The organism is Treponema sp. OMZ 840, assembly GCF_050937815.1.
Classification (GTDB): Bacteria; Spirochaetota; Spirochaetia; order Treponematales; family Treponemataceae; genus Treponema_C.
On sequence record NZ_JACDIJ010000001.1, the window covers coordinates 12,692 to 35,724 of the forward strand.

General features: G+C 44.2%; 24 protein-coding genes. 8 read left to right on the forward strand and 16 right to left on the reverse strand.

Features of this window, described 5'->3' with window-relative positions:
• Positions 1-16 precede the first annotated feature (16 nt).
• The 5 genes from H0R92_RS00075 to H0R92_RS00095 form a co-directional block, all read right to left on the reverse strand.
• Positions 17-640: a DUF1700 domain-containing protein gene (locus H0R92_RS00075; RefSeq protein WP_432959923.1), complete on the reverse strand. Its 624-nt coding sequence runs from the start codon at positions 638-640 to the stop codon at positions 17-19.
• Entirely contained in the window at positions 627-959 is a 333-nt protein-coding gene (locus H0R92_RS00080) for a PadR family transcriptional regulator (RefSeq protein WP_432959925.1), read from the reverse strand. Before H0R92_RS00080 ends, H0R92_RS00075 begins: the two co-directional genes overlap by 14 nt.
• A 143-nt stretch (positions 960-1,102) precedes the next feature.
• Complete coding sequence (locus H0R92_RS00085) at positions 1,103-2,449, reverse strand: serine hydrolase (protein WP_432959927.1); 1,347 nt, start codon at positions 2,447-2,449, stop codon at positions 1,103-1,105.
• A gap of 14 nt (positions 2,450-2,463) precedes the next feature.
• Positions 2,464-3,765 (reverse strand): chorismate synthase, encoded by a 1,302-nt coding sequence (gene aroC / locus H0R92_RS00090; RefSeq protein ID WP_432959929.1) that lies wholly within the window; start codon positions 3,763-3,765, stop codon positions 2,464-2,466.
• Positions 3,766-3,769: 4 nt separating this feature from the next.
• Positions 3,770-5,257, reverse strand: a complete 1,488-nt coding sequence (locus H0R92_RS00095; RefSeq protein ID WP_432959931.1) for a DUF6938 domain-containing protein — start codon at positions 5,255-5,257, stop codon at positions 3,770-3,772.
• A 141-nt stretch (positions 5,258-5,398) separates the two neighbouring features.
• On the opposite strand from H0R92_RS00095, the gene H0R92_RS00100 reads away from it, so the two are divergent.
• Both H0R92_RS00100 and H0R92_RS00105 read left to right on the forward strand, forming a co-directional pair.
• Positions 5,399-6,688, forward strand: a complete 1,290-nt coding sequence (locus tag H0R92_RS00100; protein ID WP_432959933.1) for a 3-isopropylmalate dehydratase large subunit — start codon at positions 5,399-5,401, stop codon at positions 6,686-6,688.
• Positions 6,689-6,731: 43 nt separating this feature from the next.
• Positions 6,732-7,262, forward strand: coding sequence for a 3-isopropylmalate dehydratase small subunit (locus tag H0R92_RS00105; RefSeq protein WP_432959935.1), 531 nt, complete (start codon positions 6,732-6,734; stop codon positions 7,260-7,262).
• 36 nt (positions 7,263-7,298) lie between these two features.
• On the opposite strand, the gene H0R92_RS00110 is transcribed toward H0R92_RS00105, so the two are convergent.
• The 5 genes from H0R92_RS00110 to rsmD all read right to left on the reverse strand — a co-directional run bounded on the left by H0R92_RS00110 (position 7,299) and on the right by rsmD (position 10,754).
• Positions 7,299-7,508: a cation transporter gene (locus H0R92_RS00110; RefSeq protein ID WP_432959937.1), complete on the reverse strand. Its 210-nt coding sequence runs from the start codon at positions 7,506-7,508 to the stop codon at positions 7,299-7,301.
• A 76-nt stretch (positions 7,509-7,584) separates the two neighbouring features.
• Positions 7,585-8,616, reverse strand: coding sequence for a 23S rRNA (adenine(2503)-C(2))-methyltransferase RlmN (gene rlmN / locus H0R92_RS00115; protein ID WP_432959939.1), 1,032 nt, complete (start codon positions 8,614-8,616; stop codon positions 7,585-7,587).
• Positions 8,617-8,626: 10 nt separating this feature from the next.
• The gene (locus tag H0R92_RS00120) at positions 8,627-9,793 is read right to left on the reverse strand and encodes a tetratricopeptide repeat protein (RefSeq protein ID WP_432959941.1); all 1,167 of its coding nucleotides are present in this window, start codon (positions 9,791-9,793) and stop codon (positions 8,627-8,629) included.
• Between the two features lie 3 nt (positions 9,794-9,796).
• Complete coding sequence (locus tag H0R92_RS00125; protein WP_432959943.1) at positions 9,797-10,138, reverse strand: hypothetical protein; 342 nt, start codon at positions 10,136-10,138, stop codon at positions 9,797-9,799.
• Between the two features lie 52 nt (positions 10,139-10,190).
• Positions 10,191-10,754 (reverse strand): 16S rRNA (guanine(966)-N(2))-methyltransferase RsmD, encoded by a 564-nt coding sequence (rsmD, locus tag H0R92_RS00130; protein ID WP_432959945.1) that lies wholly within the window; start codon positions 10,752-10,754, stop codon positions 10,191-10,193.
• Between the two features lie 234 nt (positions 10,755-10,988).
• Between rsmD and H0R92_RS00135 the strand changes: the two genes are divergently transcribed.
• From H0R92_RS00135 to dnaB, 6 genes are all read left to right on the forward strand, one after another.
• Entirely contained in the window at positions 10,989-12,887 is a 1,899-nt protein-coding gene (locus tag H0R92_RS00135; RefSeq protein ID WP_432959947.1) for a flavocytochrome c, read from the forward strand.
• A 126-nt stretch (positions 12,888-13,013) separates the two neighbouring features.
• Positions 13,014-13,295 carry a 30S ribosomal protein S6 gene (gene rpsF, locus H0R92_RS00140; protein ID WP_432959949.1) on the forward strand — a complete coding sequence of 94 codons (282 nt, stop codon included), beginning with the start codon at positions 13,014-13,016 and terminating at the stop codon, positions 13,293-13,295.
• A gap of 9 nt (positions 13,296-13,304) precedes the next feature.
• Positions 13,305-13,790 (forward strand): single-stranded DNA-binding protein, encoded by a 486-nt coding sequence (ssb, locus tag H0R92_RS00145; RefSeq protein ID WP_432959951.1) that lies wholly within the window; start codon positions 13,305-13,307, stop codon positions 13,788-13,790.
• A gap of 22 nt (positions 13,791-13,812) precedes the next feature.
• Positions 13,813-14,166, forward strand: coding sequence for a 30S ribosomal protein S18 (gene rpsR / locus H0R92_RS00150; RefSeq protein ID WP_432959953.1), 354 nt, complete (start codon positions 13,813-13,815; stop codon positions 14,164-14,166).
• A gap of 109 nt (positions 14,167-14,275) precedes the next feature.
• On the forward strand, positions 14,276-14,932 hold the full coding sequence (rplI, locus tag H0R92_RS00155; RefSeq protein WP_432959955.1) for a 50S ribosomal protein L9: 657 nt from the start codon (positions 14,276-14,278) through the stop codon (positions 14,930-14,932).
• Between the two features lie 2 nt (positions 14,933-14,934).
• Positions 14,935-16,278, forward strand: a complete 1,344-nt coding sequence (gene dnaB / locus H0R92_RS00160) for a replicative DNA helicase (RefSeq protein ID WP_432959957.1) — start codon at positions 14,935-14,937, stop codon at positions 16,276-16,278.
• A gap of 29 nt (positions 16,279-16,307) precedes the next feature.
• Here the strand turns inward: dnaB and H0R92_RS00165 are convergent, their stop codons facing one another.
• Genes H0R92_RS00165 through frr form a run of 6 tightly spaced genes read right to left on the reverse strand, consistent with a single transcriptional unit; the run spans position 16,308 to position 23,031 of the window.
• Positions 16,308-18,257, reverse strand: a complete 1,950-nt coding sequence (locus tag H0R92_RS00165; protein WP_432959959.1) for a hypothetical protein — start codon at positions 18,255-18,257, stop codon at positions 16,308-16,310.
• 2 nt (positions 18,258-18,259) lie between these two features.
• A complete protein-coding gene (gene rseP / locus H0R92_RS00170) occupies positions 18,260-19,633 on the reverse strand; it encodes an RIP metalloprotease RseP (RefSeq protein WP_432959961.1) in 1,374 nt (457 codons plus the stop codon).
• A complete protein-coding gene (gene dxr / locus H0R92_RS00175; RefSeq protein ID WP_432959963.1) occupies positions 19,630-20,832 on the reverse strand; it encodes a 1-deoxy-D-xylulose-5-phosphate reductoisomerase in 1,203 nt (400 codons plus the stop codon). Before dxr ends, rseP begins: the two co-directional genes overlap by 4 nt.
• A 29-nt stretch (positions 20,833-20,861) precedes the next feature.
• On the reverse strand, positions 20,862-21,707 hold the full coding sequence (locus tag H0R92_RS00180) for a phosphatidate cytidylyltransferase (protein WP_432959965.1): 846 nt from the start codon (positions 21,705-21,707) through the stop codon (positions 20,862-20,864).
• On the reverse strand, positions 21,704-22,486 hold the full coding sequence (gene uppS / locus H0R92_RS00185) for a polyprenyl diphosphate synthase (protein WP_432959967.1): 783 nt from the start codon (positions 22,484-22,486) through the stop codon (positions 21,704-21,706). Before uppS ends, H0R92_RS00180 begins: the two co-directional genes overlap by 4 nt.
• The gene (gene frr / locus H0R92_RS00190; RefSeq protein ID WP_432959969.1) at positions 22,486-23,031 is read right to left on the reverse strand and encodes a ribosome recycling factor; all 546 of its coding nucleotides are present in this window, start codon (positions 23,029-23,031) and stop codon (positions 22,486-22,488) included. The genes uppS and frr overlap by 1 nt, the downstream gene beginning before the upstream one ends.
• Positions 23,032-23,033: the final 2 nt, after the last annotated feature.

Sequence of the window (23,033 nt, forward strand, 5' to 3'; positions counted from 1 at the left end):
TCGATAAGCCCGCAGCTTAGCTTTTTCGTCTAAAGGGCAGGCTGCATACTTTTACAATGCCGCGCATAACGGGCGGAAGAATCTTTGTACATATCCGAATAAAAATGATACCGCACAGCAATGCAAGGCCGACTAAAAACAAGCCCGCTCCCAACCCCAATAAGGCGATAAGGGGTGCGCTGAAAAAAAGCGAAATACCCGTAACGACAACGACAATGCCCGCAACAAAGAGGGCCGCCGCTGCAATAACGCCTGCAAAAATAACGGCAATAATTGCGACAATAATACCGAGCGCCGCTGCCAGTAAGCCCAAAACAACCGGGCCCCATACCGGAAAGGTAACCGTCAAAAGCAGTATAAGAAGCAGCATATTGATGCCGCCGGCATTATCCCTAATCGTTTTCGGTTTTCCTTTCGAATTTTCCCCGTCCCTGACCGGATTTTTTCCGGGTACGCAGGCAAAATTCGACCGTATATATGCACCCAATTTTTCCGGTGCTCCCAATTCTTCAATTACGGAAGCGTCATCGCCGGCATCTTCAAAATAATTGCGGTAATAACTCATTGCTTCCTCTTGTTCATCATGCGGTAAAGCCTGCAATTCCGTACGCAGCAGGTTCAGATATTCATCTTTTGTCATCAGTATCCTCTCCGAAAAGAACGTATTCTATGTTTTTGCGGTACGACTTCCACTCGTGTCTGTATCCGTCCAGCCGTATCATGCCGTTTGCCGTTATCTTATAATAACGGCGATTCCGGCCGGCAAATTCCATATCGTAGGTTTCAAGACAATTATCTTTTTGCAAACGTCTTAAAACGGGATAGAGGGTACTTTCCGATACATCCATGATACCGCGCACATCTTGGGTGATTTTGTATCCGTATGTACCTTCAGCTTCGCGGGCAACAACCGCTAAAACGACGGCATCCAAAAGGGCCGCACCGGTGTTAAAGGCCAAACCTATACTCCTATTAGAAATCTTTATAATATAATGTATCTTTTTATATTATATATTATATAATATAAAAAAGTCAATATTATTATGAAAAAAAATGTGTTTAAAATAGCGGATTGTTCCGACCGGTGCGGAACGACGGATTTTTACAGTCCGCTAATCTTACATGCGGCTTTATGAAAAAAGGTTTTTATAAATCCCGCCTTAGCGACATCTCGGTCGGCTATAAGGGGAATTTCTTTTACGATAATTGTATCTGCGCTATAGACGGTTTTACCGATAATATCTCCCGCCTTAAACGGGGCGCGAAGACAGTTTGCATTTTTAAACACAAAAGTGCGCGTCACTGCGGAAGCCGAGGCGGGCAGGGTAAGGGTGTGCGGGCCGCTTTTTCCCGCTTCTCGTGCAAAAACCGCATTTTCGGTTCCGCACGAAACGGCGACGGGAATTGAAATTCCGCGTTCGACCGAAACGCTTTGAAAATTATCGAAAGCGTAAGAAGTTAAAATGCGCGCGTCTTCCAAACGGTATGCGTTTCCCTGTGCGGTTCCCTTTCCCGGCCCGCCGAGGGTAACCGAAAGAATATTCATAGAACCGCGTTCCGCCGTCAAAGCGAGGTTGTAGCCCGATTCGGGAATAAAACCGGTTTTAAGCCCGTTGACGCCCTCGATGCGTCCTAAAGCAGGGTTTGTGTTTTTTTGTATAATCGGCTTTACGGCAGGATAGCGGAACTCTTGTACCGAATGAAAATCCCGTACTGCGTCGGGATACAGCTGTAAATAGGCGCGTGCAAAGACCGCAAATTCGCGTGCGGTGGTACTGTTGTGCTCGCTGTAACCCGAAGAATCGACAAAACGTGTATGCTTTAAGCCCAGTTTTTTCATTTCTGCGTTCATACGTTCTATAAAAGCGCTTTGCGATCCTTCGATATAATCCGCAATCGCAATTGCCGCATCGTTTCCCGAAACGACGGCAAGGCCTAAAAGCAATTCCCGTAACGTTACTCTCTGTCCTTCGGCTAAAAACATTAAAGAAGAACCCGGCGGAGCATTTACTGCCCAAGCGTCGCTTTTAAGCGGTACAATATCGTCAAGAGAAACCCTGCCTGTTGTAATGTCTTGAAACACGACATACATAACGACCAGTTTTGTCATCGATGCGGGCGGTATCATCCGGTCTGCATTTTTTTCGTATAAAATAGTGCCGTTTTTTACGTCTATTAAGATTCCGGATTGTGCATGTATATCCGCTTTTTCGATACCGGCCTTTTCGGTATTCCAAAACAAGGATGAAAGCGGCGGTTCTGCAAAGCGTACCGCTGCGCTTTGAAATGCCGCTTTTTGTTCGGCCGTCAGCGTACCGGGTTTCGGATTTTTAAGCGTGTATACGGAATAACCGAGTAAGGCGGCACACAAAAAAAAGAAGATGAGAAAAACGGCAAGGGCGCTTTTGACATATATGCCGCGCGCCGTATTTGATTTTTTTTTCGGCATGTAAATACTCTCGTTCAGTGTATATGTGCACTTTTGCTGCGAAGATACATATCCGCAAGGCAAATAGCCGCCATAGCCTCTATGACGGGGGCAATCCTCGGACACAAACACACATCGTGCCGGCCTTCTATAACGAGGTCGGTATTTTCATAAATTTTACCGTCCGTATCGGCGGTTCGGGTTATTTTTACGGTTTTTTGCGGCAAAAAAATACTCGGAACGGGTTTTACGGCAGCGCGGAATACAATAGTGTTTCCGTTGGATATGCCGCCTAAAATGCCGCCGGCATTGTTTGTTTCAAAACATACGGCGTCGGCATAGCCGGCATTTTCAGCGTCGGTTGTGTCCTCGGTTTTACCGGCGACGGCGGCTTTATCGGTTGTATGCACGCGCATAGGGTCATTCCATTCGGAGCCTGTCATCCTGCACCCTGCAAAGCCCGATCCGAATTCGATACCCTTTACCGCACCTATAGACAATACGGCCTTTGCAAGTTCCGCATCCAGCTTATCGAATACGGGTTCTCCCCAGCCTGCGGGAATTCCTTCAATGCGGCATTCTACAATCCCGCCGGCACTGTCGCCTTGTTTGCGCAATGCTTGTATACGTTCAAACATTGCCTTTGCACTGTCTTCGTCGGGTACCTTAAGCGGGTTTTGTTCTATACGATTTTTATCGAGGGGCTTTACCGGCGGCAAAGAGCTTGCCGGGCAGTCGATTCCGGCAGCCTGTACCGTATATGCAAATATATCTATATCGGCTGCCGCCCTTGCAGTAGTCGCCGTCCTTGTTTCACTTGTTGTGTGTGCCGCATTTGTCGTACTTGTCGCATTTGCGGCGGCTTTTTTTAAAATAAGACGGGCGACGGCTCCTGCTGCCACCCTGGCTGCGGTTTCCCTCCCCGATGAGCGGCCGCCTCCGCGGTAATCGCGGATGCCGTATTTTTTTTGCCATGTATAATCGGCATGTCCGGGACGGAAGGTATGCGCGATGTTTTGATAATCGGCGGAGCGCGCGGAGGTATTTTTTATTTCAAGGGCGATGGGGGTACCCGTTGTAACCCCGTCGAAAACCCCACTTAAAATACGCACCTCATCTTTTTCGGCGCGGCTTGTAACGGCAGGATTAACCGTTTCGGTACCGTCGGCGGCAACAAAGACGGCGGACGGCCGTCTGCGGTTTAATTCATATTGGATATCTTCAACTTTGAGAGGAATTCCTGCAGGACAGCCGTCAATTAAAGCGCCGAGTGCTTCTCCGTGGCTTTCGCCGAATGTGCTTACACGAAATATAGTACCGAATGTGTTTCCCGACATAAGCTTACTGTAGCATATTGTGCGGATTTTGTCTGCCGTGCCGGATATGTTTTATAATATTATAGGCACCGTCATACATTCCCGTTTTTGCGTTTTTTATAATATGCGTGCAGTATAAATCCAAAAGATCGGTATCTGTCGTTAAAACATCCAAGGTTCTGTACAAACCCGAAGGGGATGATGTTTCTATCGTTCCGTCTCCGCATTCGGAACTGCGGATAGCTCCCCATGCTTCATGGCGTCCTACGCGGTGAATAAAGAGCTTGGGAACGGGGTAAAAGGACAATTCGCTCGGTTTTGTTATCAGCACATCGCATACGCGCATAAGCAAGTTCGTTGCATAGACGGCGGCATAAAAATCATCGTGCAAAAAAATATGTACCCCCGTAACATCTCCTTCTCGTACTTCGTTTATAAAGTTGCGCGTTTGTTGCCAGTCGGTATGGAACGTCCATTTAATGCCGCTTGAGCGCAGTTCCTGTTCCAATAAAGCCCAGCGTCCCTTGTGATCTCCCATATTGATAAATAAAACCGCTTTTCCGGCTTCAATCGCACCTTTTCCTTTTCGGGCAATGTCGGCGAATTTCATTACTTGAGCACCGGCTCCGCCCATGCTGAGCAAAAAACGGCGGGGTTTGCCGTCCTTTATGCGTTTGCGCCGCAGATCGCAGTCGTATTCTATATTGGATACGATTTCGTGATCCACAAAATGTCCGGCTTCAAAAATATCGCCGGGCGGCATACAGTTTTGTATGCCGAATCCTTTGTCGCCCATCGCAAACAAGGTTCTGTAGCCCATAAAGCTCGACGGCGACTGCACCGCATGAGTTGTTCCTTCGACAATGTGAAAGGCGAGGGGAAAGTTGTCGGGAACGACGGTGATAATGTTTTGTAACCCGGCGCGTACCGCCCCCTGTCCCACCCAAGGATGAGTCGATAAAACGCTCATGTTTGCCGGAATATCGCGGAAAAGAGCGGCATATATGTCGGCCATAGCGGCATTTTTAAGCGAAGCCGAAAGGGTTTGTGCCGAAACCGACGTAATTTTTTCCCAAAACAAGGTTTCGAACAATTTTGAATGCTGTGATATGCGCGATCCGAGATTATACCAGTGTTCAAGACTGCGTATTGTTTTTCCTGCGGTCGTATCGGGAAACGAAAGCATATCGAACCAATAGGGAATAAAACCCGCATGTTTTGCGGCGGAAGCGAGGGCAATGGCCATTCTGCAATGCCCGAATCCCATGCGCATAGTACCGAGTAAAACACCTTTTTCGGTGTTCAAAGCGGTTTGTTTGTCTTTAGCAACGGATTTTTTTTCAACTACCGCCATTAAACCGAAGTCTTCATAGCCTCCGGTATGCGGAACGGCCGTAAGAGAAGGCGGCTGTTCGCTGTCGAATCCGTATGCATGTGCATAATATTTTGACAAAAAATTTCCGATACGCAGTTTTTTAGGTGGAACGAGGTTTCCGTATACAGTATAGTTCATCCGCTGACATTCCTATTCTATAAGATATATCGGTGTATAAAAGAATTTACAAGAGGCCGGGTTTTGTTTATTGACTTTTTTTATATAAAGTTTTATAAATACTTAAATACTTTAGTGTAAATAAAATTTTAAGAGAATGGTATGGGAAAAACGATAGCCGAAAAAATATTCGATGCACATCTTGTCGATAAACCCTTTGAAAACATGTGCGTTTTAAAACTGGACAGGGTTTTTTGCCACGAAATAACCACACCGGTTGCAATTATGGATTTGACGGAAAAAGGAAGGGATAAGGTATTCGATCCCGAAAAAATTAAAGCCGTTATCGACCATGTAACGCCGGCGAAGGATTCGAAAACCGCAGAACAGGGAAAGATTTTGCGCGATTGGGCTAAACGCAATAAAATTCGTGATTTTTTTGATATAGGTTCAAACGGCGTATGCCACGCTTTGTTTCCCGAAAAAGGCTTTGTGCGCCCCGGTTATACGATTATTATGGGCGACAGTCATACCTGTACACACGGAGCGTTCGGCGCTTTTGCGGCAGGGGTCGGTACCACCGATCTTGAGGTTGCCGTTTTAAAAGGCGTGTGTGCGTTTTACGAGCCTAAAACGATTAAAATCGAATTGAACGGTTCCTTAAAAGAAGGAGTATACGCAAAGGATGTTATTTTACACATCATTGCACAACTCGGCGTAAACGGAGCTACGAACTGCATTATGGAGTTTTCCGGCACTGCCGTACAACAGATGTGCATGGAAGAACGCATGACTATTTGCAATATGGCTGTAGAAGCCGGTGCTACATCGGGAATATGTATGCCGGATACGGTAACGGTCGATTATTTATGGCCTTTTATAAAGGACGAATTCGAATCCAAAGAAGCGGCTTTAAAAGAATATACCGCATGGGCTTCCGATGTAGATGCCGTTTACGAAAAAGCGTTCAGCTTCGATGTAAGCTCTTTTGAAAGCGTGTGCACCTTCGGTTATAAGCCGGATCAAGTAAAAACTCTCAAAGAAATGGCCGGAACAAAGATCGACCAAGTGTACATAGGCTCCTGTACGAACGGCCGTATAAGCGATTTACGCATTGCCGCCGCCGTGTTAAAAAAAGGACTTGATAACGGAAAAAAAGTTGCCGACGGTATTCGCGCCATCGTATCGCCGGCTACGCCCCTTGTGTACCGCCGCGCTTTACAGGAAGGCCTTATCGACATTTTTATGGAAGCGGGTTTTTGCGTTACCAATCCGACATGCGGAGCCTGCTTGGGTATGAGTAACGGCGTCCTTGCAAACGGAGAAGTATGCGCTTCCACAACAAACCGCAATTTCAGCGGCCGTATGGGCAAGGGCGGTACCGTCCACTTAATGAGTCCTGCCGCCGCCGCAGCCGCTTCTCTTGCAGGCCGTATAACGGCAGACTGGTAGCATTTGATTGTACACGTATTTTATGTAAAACGGGGAGACTTCCATGACAGTTTTTGAAGGCAACGTACTTTTTTTAGACAGATCCGATATAAATACCGATGAAATCATTCCGGCCCGCTATTTAACCGAAATTTCAAAACAAGCTTTAAAACCCTATTTACTCGAAGATTTAAAACTTGAAGGTTTTAATCCGCAAACCGATATAGACGGAAAAAGCATTATCATTACGCGCAATAATTTCGGCTGCGGTTCTTCACGCGAACACGCCCCGTGGGCATTGGAAGTAAACGGTATTTATGCCGTCGTAGCGGTTAATTTTGCGCGCATATTCCGTCAAAATATGTTTAACCGCGGAATGCTTGCCGCCGAGCTTGACGAACAAAGCGTTGAAAATATATTTTCTCTTTTTGCCGATAAAGACTGTAGATGCCGTATCGAAGTAGGGGATACGGCATCTACAATAGCTGTAAATACGGCTGCGCTCAGTAAATTGTATCGATTCCATTTAAACCCCTTTGATAAGGCCCTTGTCGAAAGCGGCGGCTGGCTGGGGTATGCGGAACGTCACTATTAAAATCCTGCAATACGGCAGTGTATCGGGCGGCTGCTTTTACCCCAAAACATCAAAACCGCATAACTGTATTGCGTTTCGTATTGCATGTTCGATATCGGGTATTTTTTCATCATAGGTTACAAAAACTTGGGCTTTTTCATAGCTGACAACACAGTGAGAAACGCCCTGTACCGACAAAACCGCCGAAGCGGTTTTTTGTTCGTCCTCAGTACTTCCCAATCCTTCTACGTAAATCTTTTGTTCCATTTTTTAACTCCCTCTGTTCACGATCTTTGCGTATAAAAACATTGACAATCCGTATGTTCACCTTTGTCAATCCGCTTTATTCCGATTGTGTTTTTCCCAATTGGCCGCACGCTCCGGCAATATTTGAGCCGCGTTTTGTCCGTATTGTTACGTTAAGCCCGGCACCTTTAAGCTGCCGATAAAACGATGCAATTTCTTCAGCGCTCGGAGTTTGATAGGGTAATCCCTCCGCCTTATTCCACGGAATAAGGTTTATATGAACGGGAAGGCGGCGGGCAAAATTAATTAAATTATGCGCGCTTTTTTTTCCCGTATTGACACCTTTTAACAATGCGGCTTCCAAAGTACAGCGGTGCCCCGTTTTATCACTGTAATATTGTATCGCTTTTGCCAATTTTTCAAGGCTCTGGGACCGTGCAATCGGCATAAGTTCTTCGCGCAAATCGGGATCCGCCGTTGTAAGCGATACCGCCAAACGGACAGCCGGGCCGCGGTCGGCCAAATCATAGATACCGTCAATGATACCGCAGGTAGAAAGCGTTATTCTGCGTAAAGACAAAGCGCGCCCCTTTTTATGCGAAAATATACATACCGCATTTCGCACTTCTTCCAAATTTAAAAGAGGTTCGCCCATACCCATAAAAACGATATTTTGCAGCTTTCCGGCCCTTTGTTCAAGATATAAAAATTGTTCGACAATCTCCGCTGCCGATAAATTGCGGGCAAAACCTAAAGAACCCGTTTTACAAAAAGTACAGCCCATAGCGCAGCCCGCTTGAGATGAAAGACAAGCCGTTTTTCGCCCTTCGCCGTCAAACAGTAATACGGTTTCTATCATTAAACCGTCGCCTAAATCTATTTGCAGTTTTGTCGTACCGTCCGTATCTTCCAGTATTCGGCTTACGGACGACGAAAATAATGTTGTTTTTTCGGCTAAGCTGTGCCGCAATGAAAGCGGAATATCGGTCATTTGATCGAGGGACTGCGCGCCCGATGCAATCCATTTGAATATTTGCATACCTCTAAAGGGCGGCTGCGACGGGATAAGTTCGGCTATACGTTCCGGCAGCAAACCCGATAGAGCAATCTGCGGTGATTCGACGGTCAACACGGATTCCTTACTGTTGTGTCAATTTGTCAAGCATTTCGGTAACGGCTTGGCTGCGAACGCCGTGCTTTTGAAAACTTTGCAGCACATCTACCGCTTTCGCTTTTTGGTTTGTTTTTATATAACAGTCGGCAAGATCCATATATAAACGGTAATTTTTGGGATCCGTTTGTATTAAGCGGCTTAAACTGATAATGGCTTCTTCATATCTGCCTTCACCCTTGCTGATAAGGGCGAGTCCCAATACTGCATATAAATCGTATTCGATATTCAATGCCCGATTATAATAATCGGTTGCGGTTTTGTAATCGCCCATATTGCGGTATGCATCGCCGGTACGGGTCAATATTACCTTGTTTTTAGGATCCAGCTGTAAGATTTTATTCCAATGTTCTATCGAGCGGAACTGTTGATTCATTCCGCGGTAACAATCGGCTAAGCCGAATAAGGCATAAAAGTTTTTCGGATCCATTTTTAATGCGCGCTCGAAATAAGAAACGCCCTTGTCGAAGGTTTTTAATTTACGGTGACAGTTTCCTATTGAAGTAAGGACGCGGATGTCTACGGCAGCTTCATTTACTTCAAGCATTTTTGTCCAATAATATAAGGCATCTCTGTATTCTTTAAAATCATAATGTAAATGCCCCAAGCCGATAAGGGCATATGCATTTTCTTCTTCCATATCCAAAACACGTAAATACAGCTGTTTTGATTTTTTCAAATCGCGGATTTTCCGATATGCATCGGCGACACGGGTTAACACTGTTATGTTTTTATCGTCATGAATTAAATACTGTTCCCAAATTTCTATTGCCTTATGGTATTGATTCATAGCTTTGTAACAATCCGCAAGCCCGAACAATGCATAATTGTTTCCCGGATGCGAGGAAAGGCATTTTGAATAATATACGGCGGCTTCGCTAAAATGATTTTCTTTACGTTCGGCATCGCCTAAACCGACAAGGGCATAGTTGTTGTTTTCATCCAATTCCAAAATGCTTTTAAAGGCTTCTTTCGATTCTTCTATTTTATTTTCTTTTATTAATGCATACCCTTTTTTTGACAATTCGGCTATTTGATTTTCCAGCGTGTCGGCGCCTTCCTGCCCGCTTTTTTGAATTGCATCTTCATCACATTCCGTTGAGGTACTTGATTTTAAATTCAAATCTTCCTGCATATATTAATCCTTTTGTTTTAAATAAAATGAAACAGTATCCGCTATTTTTTCATATAACAGTTCGCTTTTTGCCGTATTGTGTGCAAGCAGGTAGAATTTAAGAGCGGATAATATATCTCCTTCTTCCTGATATACATCGCCGACTCTTGTAAGTCCGTCGGAATAACCGGTTGTTATAAACAACCGCTTTGCATTTTGAATATCTCCCTGATTGAAAAGAACATTACCCTTACGGTTTAACAGTACTTTTTGCTCGGAAGTTAAAGAACCTACGGGCGTATCCGATGTTTTTATAAAACCGCCGGATTGCTGTTTTTCAAATATTTTTTTTAAATCAGAGGGCATTTTATTTCCTTAACTGATTATTTTACATTATATGATAACCGAAAAAGTTAAATTAGTCAAAACCTTTTTGATAAAAATCGACAATTGAACGTCCGTATACCCGTTTATCTTTTTTTACAAGGCATCCTATAGTGTCGGGCATATCGATTTCGGCGGGGCGGTGTATGAGGACGGTACCGTTTTTCTTTAATAAAGCGTTGGGCGTACGGCTTTTGTCGGCTATGCTTTGTATAAGCTGAATGTGAAATTTATAGGGGAATGGCGGGTCGCAAAAGATAATGTCGAAAGAATTTTTCGAACGTTTTATAAAAAGTTCAACGGGCATAAAACGGCATTCTATTTTTTTATGCATTTCTTTTTCACTGAGCGAAACGTTTTGCAAAAGAGTAGTAATTTTTAACTTATCTTTTTCACATAAAACCGCGCATTCGGCACCGCGGGAAACCGCTTCAAGCGCGATAATCCCGCTGCCTGAAAACAAATCCAAAAAAGATTTTCCGTCAAGCGGTCCCAGTATCGAAAAAAAAGATTCGCGCATTTTATCCATTGCAGGTCTTATAATGCCGTCGGGGCACTTTATAAGCCGCCCCTTTAATTGTCCGCCGGTTATACGCATGTGTAAACTATAAACAAAGTTTTTTTATGTGTCAAGTTTTATACAGTCGAAGGGGGACGATACCGGAAGGGGCAAAAACGCTCTTTTTCGCTGCGGCATATCTTTTAAATGATATATTTTTTTTTAAGGATACATTTTTTTTATTGCAAACCTTTGCAATAGTTATTAAAATAGGTTTTGTGTAATTGCTATATCTAAAAAGCTGTGTTTTCGGATTTATAATGAGGAGAAAATATGAAAAAAACATGTTTTATGAAAAATTTTGTATGTATCATATGTACCGCTTTTTTGATTTTTACAACCGTATCCTGCGGTAAATCAAAATTAAAAAACGGAACCTATACGGCTTCCGTTTACGGTAATAATGATTACATAAATGTACAAACGGTTTTTAGTGCAGGTAAAATTGCTTCGGTTAAGGTTTTACAACATTCCGAAACACGTTTTATCGGAGATTTTGCAATTGACACGATATCAAAAGATATTGTGGATTATCAAACGGTAAATGCGGATACTGTAAGCGGAGCGACGGTTACAAGTGCTGCGCTTAAAGCTGCCGTTCAACAATGTATTACAGATGCCGGCGGCGATATATCCGCTTTTAATAAACCCGTTCCGCCAAAGGGAACTAAAAAAGATACGGTTACTGTAGAAAAAGCCGATATCATTGTAGTCGGTTCCGGCGGTGCCGGATTATCCGCTGCCGTAACCGCAGCCGAAGGCGGTGCAAGCGTTATCGTTATAGAAAAAATGCCCGTTATAGGCGGCAATACGATTCGCTGTGCAAGTGCGTTTAATACTGCAGATCCTGAATTGCAAAAGCTTTTACCGATGACGGACACATTAAAAAAAGCGGTTCTTAAAGCTATCAATGAAAAACCCGTACATACGGCTCACGCACAACTTATAAAGGACGTAAAAGCAAAATATGATTTATATATATCGTCGGGAACGTCTACACTTTTTGATTGTCCCGAATGGCATGCTTTACAAACCTTTAACGGCGGCGATAAGGTAGCGGATGTTGCATTGATACGAAAATACACTGAAAATACGTTGGATACCCTGCATTGGATGGAAAGTTTGGGTATGCCTGTGCGCAAAAAGGTAAGTCAGGGTGCCGGTGCATTGTGGCAAAGAACACATCAGATGGATTCGCCTGCGGGAACGGGTATTATAGGTCCTTTATATGAAGCGGCCGTAAAAATGAATATTCCGATTATAACAAATATGCGCGCCGATAAGCTGATTGTCGAAAACGATAGAATAACGGGCGTTCATGCAGTCGATAAATTCGGCAGCGAGTATACGTATATGGCCTCCAAAGCCGTTATCCTTGCTACGGGCGGATACGCCAATAATAAAGAAATGCGTCAAAAATCAAATCCCGGTTTAACGCCCGATATGGTATCCACTAATCAGCCCGGTACGACAGGCGACGGTATTGTTATGGCCCTTGAAATCGGTGCGGGTACTACGGGTATGAACTACGTTCAAACCTATCCTCTTGCAACTCCTCGAACCGGTACATTGCAAGGGCGCGCACGTAAAATGTCCGGTCTTGACAATGTGATTAATGTCAATAAAGAAGGCAAGCGTTTTGTCAATGAAGATGCCCGCCGAGACGCTTTTGTAGCTGCAATTAAAAAACAAACGGACGGTATGTGTTATGATATCAATGATTCAAGCATCGTAGAAGTAAAGAATTCTTTTAACGAAAACGTTGAAACCTTGGTTGCCTTAGGACGCATTTACAAAGCCGATACCTTAGCCGCCTTGGAAGAACAACTAAAAATGCCGGAAGGCAGTTTACAAAAAACGGTTTCCGAATATAACCGAATGGTAGCGGCAAAAACCGATCCGGAATTCGGCCGCAAACTTTTTGCAAATCCGATTGAAAAACCTCCGTTTTATGCAACACCGCGCGCCCCTTCTATTCATCATACGATGGGAGGCCTGACGATTAATACCGACGCACAAGTATTGGATACATCCGGAAAGGTCATCAAAGGTTTGTATGCGGCCGGTGAAGTAACCGGCGGAATACACGGTTCGAATCGCTTGGGCGGCAATGCGACTGCCGATGTACTTACCTTCGGCCGTATCGCAGCTAAAGCGGTTTTGAAAAACTGAACCGGCATGTTCGAAAACACGGCTTTTTTCCTACTTGCAAACCTTTGCAATATTTGCTATAGTATATGCACTAAACCCCTTGGGGCGGGTTTTTTAACCTGCTTCCAAAGACCGTAAGGAGTATACATGAGAAAGTACGAATTGATGACAATCTTTCCGTTGGAAGAAGATTTGTCGAAAAGCGGTATTGAAGCTGTGCGGCAAACGCTTGCTTCCTTCGGTGCCGAAATCCAAAGCGAAGAACCTTTTGGGGATCGCGATCTTACCTATGAAGTAAAAAAACGCAATAGAGGCCGTTTTGTTTTACTTAATATTAAAGTCAATCCTGCAAAGATTATCGAAATTGACCGACAGTTTAAGCTGAATACAAACTTATTGAAATTTATGTTTGTACGGATTGACGAATAAGAGGGTTTTATGACTGACCTTAATCACGTTATGCTGATCGGACGGCTTACCCGCGATGCCGAATTAAAATACACTGCAAACGGTTTTGCCATATCCAATTTTTCCATAGCGGTAAATCGCCGCCGTAAAAACGGCGAACAGTGGGTCGAAGAAGCCAATTTCTTTGATATTACCTTGTACGGAAAATCGGCGGAAAGTCTTAAGCAGTATTTGATAAAAGGAAAGCAAATCGCCGTAGACGGTGAACTTCGCCAAGACCGCTGGGAACAAGACGGTCAGCCTCGCAGCAGAGTGGTTATAGCCGCCAATAATGTACAGCTTTTAGGCGGCGGCTCGGCTTCCGGTTCGGGTTCATACAATGCCGGAGCAAAACCTTCTTATGATAAGCCCGCTTACAATGCGGATTATCCGGTAAAAAATGAAGGCCCCAACTACGACAATCCTCCCGTTTACGGCGGCAACGAAGCCGATTTTCCCGAGGATATTCCGTTTTAACTAATTATTATAGGAGATTATTATGTCTGATGAAATGAATACAAATAGCGAAACAATGGATCAAGACGATTTAAAAGAAGATGTTATAACCGAAGAGCAAATGAATGCCGCAATGCGTGACGACGGCCGCGACGGAGAAGACCGCAACGGACGTGCAAAGGGAAAACAGTTTTTCCGCAAAAAGGTATGCCGCTTTTGTGCCAATAAGGTGAAAATCGATTATAAAGACCCCGATGCATTGCGCCGTTTTACAACCGAACGCGGCAAAATTCTTCCGCGCCGCATAACCGGTACTTGTGCAAAACATCAGCGCCGTTTGGCTTTGGAAATAAAACGCGCGCGTTCTATTTGTTTATTGCCCTTTGTTGCCGACTGATTCGCATAATCGTGACAAATCGATTCGGCTGTGTTTTTGCAGCCGCATAATTTTAACGGAACGATCCCACTCCTGGTAACGTTTCCGTTTATTGTATAGGAGCTTGATAATGAAAGTAATTTTAAATGAAGATGTAAAATACCTCGGTGAAATGGGCGATGTAAAAACCGTTGCAAACGGTTATGCACGAAATTATTTGTTTCCCCGTTCTCTTGCCCTTCCGTATAACGATGTTACGGTTGCATGGTTCGACAGCCGCAAAGAAGAAATAGAAGCGCGCAAACAGGCAAAACGCGCCGATTCGGCCAGTTTAAAAGAAAAACTTACGGCTTATACGCTTACTATTGTTATGACCGCAGGTCCTAACGGAAAGCTTTACGGTGCCGTTACGGCGCAAACGGTTGCCGACGCTTTGGCAAAAGACGGATTTGAAATTGAACGCAAGCGTATCGACGTCCCCGGTGTAACGATAAAAAGTGTGGGAAAATATACCGTTACAGTGCGTTTATATGAAGCCGAAACGGCGGAAATTCCTCTTATTGTAGAAGCACAAAAAGAACCCGAAGCGGCTTCATCCTCTAAAGCAAAAAGCCCCAAAAAAGACCGACGGTCTTTTGATGCAGCCGCAGCCGATTCGACATCGGCACAAGATTCTACTTCAGCCGAAGAATCATCGGCTGAGCCGGCCGCCGGCGAAACTGCGGACAGTGCAAATAACGAAACGGACGAAGAAAAAACCGATATCGATACCGATCAAGGAGAATAAAGTTGGCATCTCTCAAGGATAAGGTTCCTCCCCATAATCTTGAGGCCGAACAAGCCGCTTTAGGAGCCTTGCTCCTTGATTGGGATGCCGTCGGAACTGCAATACGTTTTTTGCGTCCCGAACGCTTTTATTCGCTTCAAAACCAAAAAATATTCGCCGCGATACTTAAATTATATAATGAAGGTGTACGCGGCGATTTGATTACCCTTATCGAAAAATTGCGTTCCGAAGGCGAACTTGAAGCCGCCGGCGGCCCTGCCTATATCACTTCTTTAACCGACACGGTAGCAACCAGCGCGAATATAGAATACTATGCACAAATCGTTTTCGATCAAGCTATCAGACGCGATTTAATCAGAATTTCGGCGGAAGTTGTCGCTCAATCTCATAATGAAACCGTAGGCAGCCGTGCCGTTTTGGAAGACGCACAACGAAAAATTTTCGAACTTACCGATTTAAATACCGTTCATTCTTCCGTTTCCATACAGGATTTGGTTACCGATGCGATAGACCGAATTCAAAAATTGTATGCGGATAAAAAAGCATATACGGGTATTCCTTCCGGCTTAACCGACTTGGACAAATTAACCAGCGGCTTTCAGCCTTCGGAATTGGTTATTATCGGAGCGCGCCCTTCTATCGGAAAAACGGCAATGGCTCTTTCGATGGTTCAGCATATAGCGATTTCCAATAAAGTATGCACGGCTTTTTTTTCGCTTGAAATGTCGAATATGCAGATAATTATGCGCCTTTTAGCCCAAGAATCGGGTATAGCTTCGGAGCGCATCCGTACCGGCTATTTACGCCAATCGGATTTTTCAAAACTGCAAGATGCGGCGGGTAAAATATACGATGCCCCTCTGTATATTGTCGATACTCCGAATATGAAACTTTTGGATTTACGTGCTATGGCGCGCCGTCTTAGGGCGCAAAAAAAAGTTGAAATTATCTTTATCGACTATATAACACTGATTCAAAGTGAAAATACCTTAATTCCGCGCCATGAACAAATTGCCGAGATTTCGCGGTCACTAAAAAGTTTAGCGCGCGAACTCGGTATACCCGTTGTCGTCTTGTCGCAAGTTCGCCGCGATGCCGAAAACAAACAGCCGAACCTTTCCGATTTACGCGAATCGGGGTCTATAGAACAGGACGCCGACGTTGTTATGTTTATACACCGCGACAGAACGGATAAAAAAGAAGCTTCGGACGACGATACCGAAAAGGGAATAGAAACGGAATTGATTTTGGCAAAACAGAGAAACGGACCTACCGGGCTTGTAAAAATTTTATTCCAGCCGACATATACCAGATTTGTAAATGCCGACTTTTCGGAACACCGGTAATTTATCGCACAATTTAAAAATCAAACTATTTAAAATTCAAGCCATTCTCCGTCGACGGTTATATACCAATTTTTATACAATTGCTTTGTGTCGGCATCGTACCACGATATGCTCCCGTCTTTGTTCAATACGGCCAGTACCGAATCCGTTCCGGTAATTTTTACGGGTAAAGATGCGGTACGTTCCAAAAGCGTATCTTTATTTTCGGCGATATTGTATGCATGGATTTGCGTTTTTCCGATATTGGTAAATAAAGTGCCGTTTTTTACCCATGTAAAGGCATTGTTGTCTTCATCCGCCCATTTAAAAATCGTTTTATATTGTTTTGTTTCGGGGAAAAAAGCGAATATTTCGGTTTTTCCCGCCGAAGATGCCGCTGTAAGAGAAACACCGTATACGGGGCCTTTTTTAGAATCGTCTTGCGAAAGCGAAAACATAATATCGATTCCGTCCATAAGGGCTGTTGTTTCTTTTGTAGACGGATCTATTTGTATAAGGGGTGTTTTAGGATGGGCGGCGGAACTTTTTGCCGCATATAATTGCTCCGGAGTATATAAGAGAACATCCTGAATACCCGTACCGTTGTAGGGCTGTGTCATTGTACCCGTTTGTAAATCGTATATTTTAACCTTTGTATTTCCTTCAATCATTACCAGTTTATCGTAATATACGTGAAGTACTTGCAGCGGCTGTGCAGGCGTAAAAAGCGTTTTCGCAGGTTTTCCTTCGGATACAAGCTGGACGCTTTTTTTAGTATTTTTTGACCACAAAATAAGATTGTCACGATACGGCTCCATATTGGTTTGATTTATGCCGGAAAAAAGCGAATAAACGGTACCTTCTTCATACGAGGCTTTAAAAAGCATTTTTTCGGTTAAAAAATAAAAGAAATTTTCTTTGCGGGCAATATCGCATATTTTATCGTATATCCGTTTTGAAATTTGCATTGCCTGCGTTATTTGTGAATCGGCTTCGGCGCTTAGCGTATACAATTGCCCGTTTTTGGTACCGATATATATATTGTTGCCGTTTTTTATTGCAAGGACCGGAACTTCTTTTTGCGGAAGAAAAAAAGTTTTGACGATTTGCGGCGACTGCTTAATATAACCGTTTTCAACTTCAAGCATCTTTAGATACAGATTTTTTCCGCTTATATCAAGATAATACAAGTTCGTATCCGAAACAGAGGTGCATAACAAAGCTTTTTTTTCGGGTACAAAGGCGGCTTTTTCTCCGGTATCCGATCGGAAAACATAGATACTGCCGTTTTTTACTCCGGCAAAAAGAATATTATTATAAAATAAACAATTTTGATGCAGGTTTTGTTCTATGGAAAAGCGGGCTTTTTGCTTTCCGCTTCGCAAATCCGTATAGATAAGAGAACCCAATGCCGAGTACATTATGCATGTGTTTTCACTGGGACTTGTCAGTGCAAAACCGACGGCAGCGGCTTGTTCCTTTATTTTATGCTGCACAAGTTCACCGTTTTGTGCATTAAAACAGAGTATGCCGTCCATATTCGACATACCTACAAGCACATAATTTCCTTTTGCCGAATAATTCAAGCTAGCCGGCGGGGCATTTAAACGTTTTGCGAATTTTCTTTTTTGCGAATGCCAATCCCATACCGATAAGCGATTGAGCGCGAAGCCGTCCGTTTCATAAATTGCAATTTCCTTACCGTTGGGGTGAACCGCCATAAGTTTTATTTGATTATCCGAAAATTGAAAATGCTCTCCCGATTCAATGTCCGTCCATTTGATAATAAAACCGTCTTCGCCGGCCGTAAATACGGGTAAAAAATGATTGTCGGAATCCCGTGAGGATTGCGGCATTTGCACTGCCGCGGTAAGAGCTCCGCTATGCGGATGGGATGACATATGTACTTGTGCATATAAAAGGCAAAAAAAACTTTGTACAATAAGTCCCGCACATACATACCGGAGCTTTCGCATTTTCGTATAAAAAAAATTGTTCATAATTATTGACCTTGTAAATGTTTAATAATACGGCTTATATCGGTAAACATACCGAACATAAATATAACCGCTATAAAGGCGATTCCTATAAATTGAATTTTATAAAGGGTTTGCGGTTTTAAGCTTTTTTTTCGTATAAGTTCGACAAGCGCAAACACTATAAGGCCTCCGTCAAGAATCGGTACAGGCAAAAGGTTCATTAAAAACAGCGATATGCTGATAACGGCTAAAAAATTGCACACGGTGACAAGCCCGGCAAAAAAACCGACCGAAAACCCTTCTTTTGCCGTTTCGCCGAGCATAACGGTAATTCCGATAGGCCCGGAAACCGCTTGCTTTACGTCCACACCTTTAAATAACAATCCTATACTTTGCAGTGTTACACCCAAGAGTTTAAACGTTTCCTTTGTACCTTGAATAAAAGCCGGAAAAAACGAAAACGTTTTTGAGTGCACTTTTTCCGTTTGCCACTGTATGCCGTCTATAAGGGGAGTCTTTTCGGTAAGTTCGGTATTTTCGGGAACTGTCAGCTGTGCCGAAATCGTTTCGCCGTTGCGTTCGTACCGTATATGCGCATTGCGCACGCCTTTGAGCTGTGTGTATATGTCGATTGTATTATAGACGTTTTTACCGTTTATTTGAACGATACGGTCCCCGCTTTGTAAACCGGCGCGTGATGCCGGACTGTCCTCCGAAACAATGTGTGCAATAAGGGGATCGGTCCAGCTTACAATTCCTATTTTGCCGGCACCGGTGGCTTTGTCAAGTTCCGGAATAACGGTGTAATTTATAAAACCGCCGTTTCTTTCGACTTCGATATGCAGGGGCTTTTTTGCCGAAAGGGCTACGGTTTCGACTATATCGGAAAAATACCGAATCCGTGCACCGTTTATCGCCGTTATTTTATCTCCCGTCCGCAATCCGGCTTGAGCAGCCGCTCGGGAAGAGTCGGGGTATACTTCCGTTGCTAAAATTATTTTATTCGAGGATGTATAGTATTCATAACCGATCATTGCAACAAAAGACAGTGCGATAATTGCGGATACAAGATTGGCAAAGGGACCTGCGAAGGCAATACCTATGCGCTTTAAAGGATGTACCCCGTAAAACGAATCTTTTTCGGCCCGTATATAATCGAGCTTTTCGTCTATCGCTTTTTGAAAATCCTTTTCGCCTTTCATGCCGCAATAACCGCCGAAGGGAATAAGAGAAAGCCGGTAATCGGTGTCCTTTATGCGCTTGTGCAATAAAACGGGACCCATACCGATTGAAAAACTTTCAACTTTTACGCCGAAAAGCCGTGCGACGGCAAAATGTCCGAGTTCATGAATAAAAATAATAATGCTTAAGCCTAACAGCCCGTATATGATAGTCATAATATCCTTTTTGTGCCGATTTTTTCGGCGGCCTCAAGCGATACGATGCGCACTTTTTTATCCGTTTCGAATACATCTTCAAAAGTTTGCGTTTCGCCGCTCCAATCCTTTGAAAGCACGTCCAAAACCGTTTCGGCAATTCCCGTAAAGCTCAGCTTTTTTTCCAAAAAAAGAGAAACCGCAACTTCATTTGCCGCATTGTAAGCAATCGTATAGGACGCTCCGCGTTTTTGCGCTTTATAGGCAGCCCCCAAAAGCGGAAAGTCATCAAAACGCGCGGGGAAAAAACTCATTGTAACGCCTTCGGCGTTTCCGTCCGGATTGCCGAGTGCGGAAAACAAATCGAGTTTTTTAAGATTGTTTTCGATCATTTCAGGATAGGTAAGCGCGCTTATAATCGGCCGTTTCATATCGGGTTCGGATATTTGCGCATATAAGTCGCCGTCAACCGTTTCTATAAGGGAGTGGACGAGGCTTTGCGGGTGAACGGTAACCTTAACTTTTTCAGGCTCCATATCGAAAAGGCGGCATGCTTCGATAACTTCCAAGCCCTTATTAGCCAAGCTTGCGCTGTCTATGCTGATTTTTTGCCCCATATTCCATGTCGGATGCTTTAAGGCGTCTTCAGGCTGCGCTTTTTCTATTTTATCGCGCGTCCATGTGCGAAAAGGCCCGCCTGAAGCGGTTAAAATCAACGAATCGATATGTTTTTTACCGAAACGTTCGATAAGCGCGAACAGTGCCGAATGTTCCGAATCGACGGGAATAAGGCGGCGGCCGTTTTTTTTTGCAAAATCTTCGATAAGATGGCCGGCCATTACAATTGTTTCTTTGTTCGCAAGGGCAAGATCGATACCGTTTTTTAAACATAAAACCGAAGGCATAAGGCCGGCAGCTCCGGCAATGCCGTTTACGGCGATATCCGCCCCGGATTTTTCTATCAGCTTTGCTATTTTTTCGTTTGATGCTGCCGCTGCGCTCAAATCCCGGTGTACAGCCGTATTGTCCGCTTCGGCTTCGGTTCCCGTAAGCGCCGTATTTTTACAGCCGAATTCGGCCGCCGCTTCTTTGAGTTTTTTTTCGTTTCGGTGAGCGCTTAAACCGCATACTTCAAAACGGTCGGGAAAAGAGCGTATAATATCAAGGGTGCTTGTACCGATAGAACCGGTACAGCCCAACACAAGAACCTTTTTTTTCATAAAATGCACCGCTTACTCATAAACCGCCGTTATACAAAGAAAAAGTTTATAACGATAAAATAAACGGGTGCGGAAAATAAAATGGAATCGATGGAATCCAAAAAACCTCCGCGGCCGGGAACAACCGCCCCCGAATCCTTACATTCGGCAGAGCGCTTTATAACCGATTCGGTTAAATCTCCGGCTATTGCCGCTAAGGATACGCATAGGGCGGCGATAATCAATTCGACCGGTTTGTGTAAAAATACTTCGGGGAAAAAATAATATACGGCTAAAGCCGCCGCCGCCGAACCTGCAATGCCGCCTAAAAAACCTGCAATGCTTTTATTGGGACTTACGGCAATCAAGCCCCTGTTGCTTTTGCCGAACAGCATACCGAAAAACCACGCAACCGAATCGCATGCAAACACAAGCAAAAAAAACAAGGCGATAAACACTTGCGAATGCTGCAAAACCGTTAAGCGCGATATATACGTAAGCAAAAAGCCGATATAAACAATGGTAAAAGTTGAAGAACACAAACGCGAAATTGCATTTGCAAATGATTTTTTGTTTTCGGGAGAAAATATTTCATAGCTGTAGCTTGCCAAAAGCGAAACGATGAGCGCTAAAGAAATCCATGACGGCGAGCGGTCCAAAAGGCAGGTGAGGGCGGCGATAAAGGGAATAAAGGCGGCCGAAAATACCACCATAAATTTCGGCTGGCTGGGCAGTTTATGCTTTAATATACCGTGCAGTTCCATAGATGCGATAATTGCTCCGCCGACAATCGCACAATGTAAAACAATATGGTGTGCAAAGGATATAACGGAAACGGAAACCACAAGCGGTACGCCGATAAAAAAAGTCAATAAACGTTGGGTGATTTTATTCATGTTTCCTCCTCGGTATTTCCGCCGAAACGCCGGTGCCGTTTTTGAAAGGCGGCAACGGAAGTATAAAATTCTTCTTTTGTATAATCCGGCCAAAGCGTATCCGTAAAATCGAATTCCGCATAAGCCGCATGCCACAATAAAAAATTGCTTAAACGTTTTTCGCCGCCCGTTCTGATAATAAGATCGGCGTCCGGTAAAAAGGGAATATCAAAAAAACTGCCGATATGTTCGGCAGAGAGCACCGCTTCGGTGTCTTTTGCCCCCGGTTTTTCCGCGCCCGGTTTTTCCGCGCCCGATTTTTCCTCTGCCAAAGCAATCATTTTTTGTGCGGCTCTGATTATTTCATCGCGGGCGCCGTAATTAATTGCCAATACCAAATTCATACCGGTAAAATCGCGGCTTTCGTTTTCAACCGTTTCGATTTCGCGCACAACATCTGAAGGAAGGCCTTTTTTGTCGCCCAAATGTAAAACTCGTACCCGTTCGTTTTTATAAAATTCGAATTCGGCGCGCAAGTGAGCTTTTAAAAGTCCCATTAAAAAAGAAACTTCTTCGGCTGTCCGCTTCCAGTTTTCGGTTGAAAACGTATACAGGGTTAAATACCGCACACCGATTGCCGCAGCGGCTTTAATTATTTCGCGTGCGGTATTTACACCCTCTTTATGGCCGCCGCTTCGCACCATATTGCGTTTTTGCGCCCAGCGTCCGTTCCCGTCCATAATAATTCCTATATGAACGGGAACGGCGGCTTTATCGATTAACTGCGAAGCGTCCGACATCAGCCTTCCATTATTTCTTTTTCTTTGGCTTCAAGAATTTTGTTGATTTCGGTAATGAATTTGTCCGTTGATTTTTGCAAATCTTCTTCGGACGTCTTTAGTTCGTCTTCGGTAAGCTTTGCATCCTTTTGCATTTTTTTCAACTCTTCATTACCGTCACGCCTGATATTACGGATGGCAACCCTGCTGTTTTCGGCGGTGGCCTTTGCCTGCTTTACCAATTCTTTACGCCGGTCGGCAGTCAGGGGCGGAATTGCTATGCGGATTATCTTTCCGTCGTTCGACGGATTTAATCCCAATTCCGATTTTTGTATCGCCTTTTCGATTTCACCGATTAATGATTTATCGAAGGGCTGAATAACTACCGAGCGGGCTTCCGGTATGGAAATTGTAGCTACTTGATTAAGCGGCGTGGGTTGACCGTAATAATCGACACGTACCTTATCGAAAAGCGAAGCCGATGCACGGCCGGTTCTTATTGCATTGAACTCGTCTTTGAGAGCGGCAATGCTTTTTTCCATTCTTTGCACACTTGCTTCATTCATAT

Coding starts and splice junctions, on each gene's coding strand:
- rpsF (WP_432959949.1), top strand. CDS start 13,014: ATGAGAAAGTACGAATTGATGACAATCTTTCCGTTGGAAGAAGATTTG.
- aroC (WP_432959929.1), bottom strand. CDS start 3,765: ATGTCGGGAAACACATTCGGTACTATATTTCGTGTAAGCACATTCGGC.
- H0R92_RS00135 (WP_432959947.1), top strand. CDS start 10,989: ATGAAAAAAACATGTTTTATGAAAAATTTTGTATGTATCATATGTACC.
- H0R92_RS00100 (WP_432959933.1), top strand. CDS start 5,399: ATGGGAAAAACGATAGCCGAAAAAATATTCGATGCACATCTTGTCGAT.
- uppS (WP_432959967.1), bottom strand. CDS start 22,486: ATGTCGGACGCTTCGCAGTTAATCGATAAAGCCGCCGTTCCCGTTCAT.
- H0R92_RS00095 (WP_432959931.1), bottom strand. CDS start 5,257: ATGAACTATACTGTATACGGAAACCTCGTTCCACCTAAAAAACTGCGT.
- dxr (WP_432959963.1), bottom strand. CDS start 20,832: ATGAAAAAAAAGGTTCTTGTGTTGGGCTGTACCGGTTCTATCGGTACA.
- H0R92_RS00105 (WP_432959935.1), top strand. CDS start 6,732: ATGACAGTTTTTGAAGGCAACGTACTTTTTTTAGACAGATCCGATATA.
- H0R92_RS00125 (WP_432959943.1), bottom strand. CDS start 10,138: ATGCCCTCTGATTTAAAAAAAATATTTGAAAAACAGCAATCCGGCGGT.
- H0R92_RS00110 (WP_432959937.1), bottom strand. CDS start 7,508: ATGGAACAAAAGATTTACGTAGAAGGATTGGGAAGTACTGAGGACGAA.
- rplI (WP_432959955.1), top strand. CDS start 14,276: ATGAAAGTAATTTTAAATGAAGATGTAAAATACCTCGGTGAAATGGGC.
- rseP (WP_432959961.1), bottom strand. CDS start 19,633: ATGACTATCATATACGGGCTGTTAGGCTTAAGCATTATTATTTTTATT.
- H0R92_RS00180 (WP_432959965.1), bottom strand. CDS start 21,707: ATGAATAAAATCACCCAACGTTTATTGACTTTTTTTATCGGCGTACCG.
- H0R92_RS00075 (WP_432959923.1), bottom strand. CDS start 640: ATGACAAAAGATGAATATCTGAACCTGCTGCGTACGGAATTGCAGGCT.
- ssb (WP_432959951.1), top strand. CDS start 13,305: ATGACTGACCTTAATCACGTTATGCTGATCGGACGGCTTACCCGCGAT.
- H0R92_RS00165 (WP_432959959.1), bottom strand. CDS start 18,257: ATGAACAATTTTTTTTATACGAAAATGCGAAAGCTCCGGTATGTATGT.
- H0R92_RS00085 (WP_432959927.1), bottom strand. CDS start 2,449: ATGCCGAAAAAAAAATCAAATACGGCGCGCGGCATATATGTCAAAAGC.
- rpsR (WP_432959953.1), top strand. CDS start 13,813: ATGTCTGATGAAATGAATACAAATAGCGAAACAATGGATCAAGACGAT.
- H0R92_RS00120 (WP_432959941.1), bottom strand. CDS start 9,793: ATGCAGGAAGATTTGAATTTAAAATCAAGTACCTCAACGGAATGTGAT.
- rsmD (WP_432959945.1), bottom strand. CDS start 10,754: ATGCGTATAACCGGCGGACAATTAAAGGGGCGGCTTATAAAGTGCCCC.
- frr (WP_432959969.1), bottom strand. CDS start 23,031: ATGAATGAAGCAAGTGTGCAAAGAATGGAAAAAAGCATTGCCGCTCTC.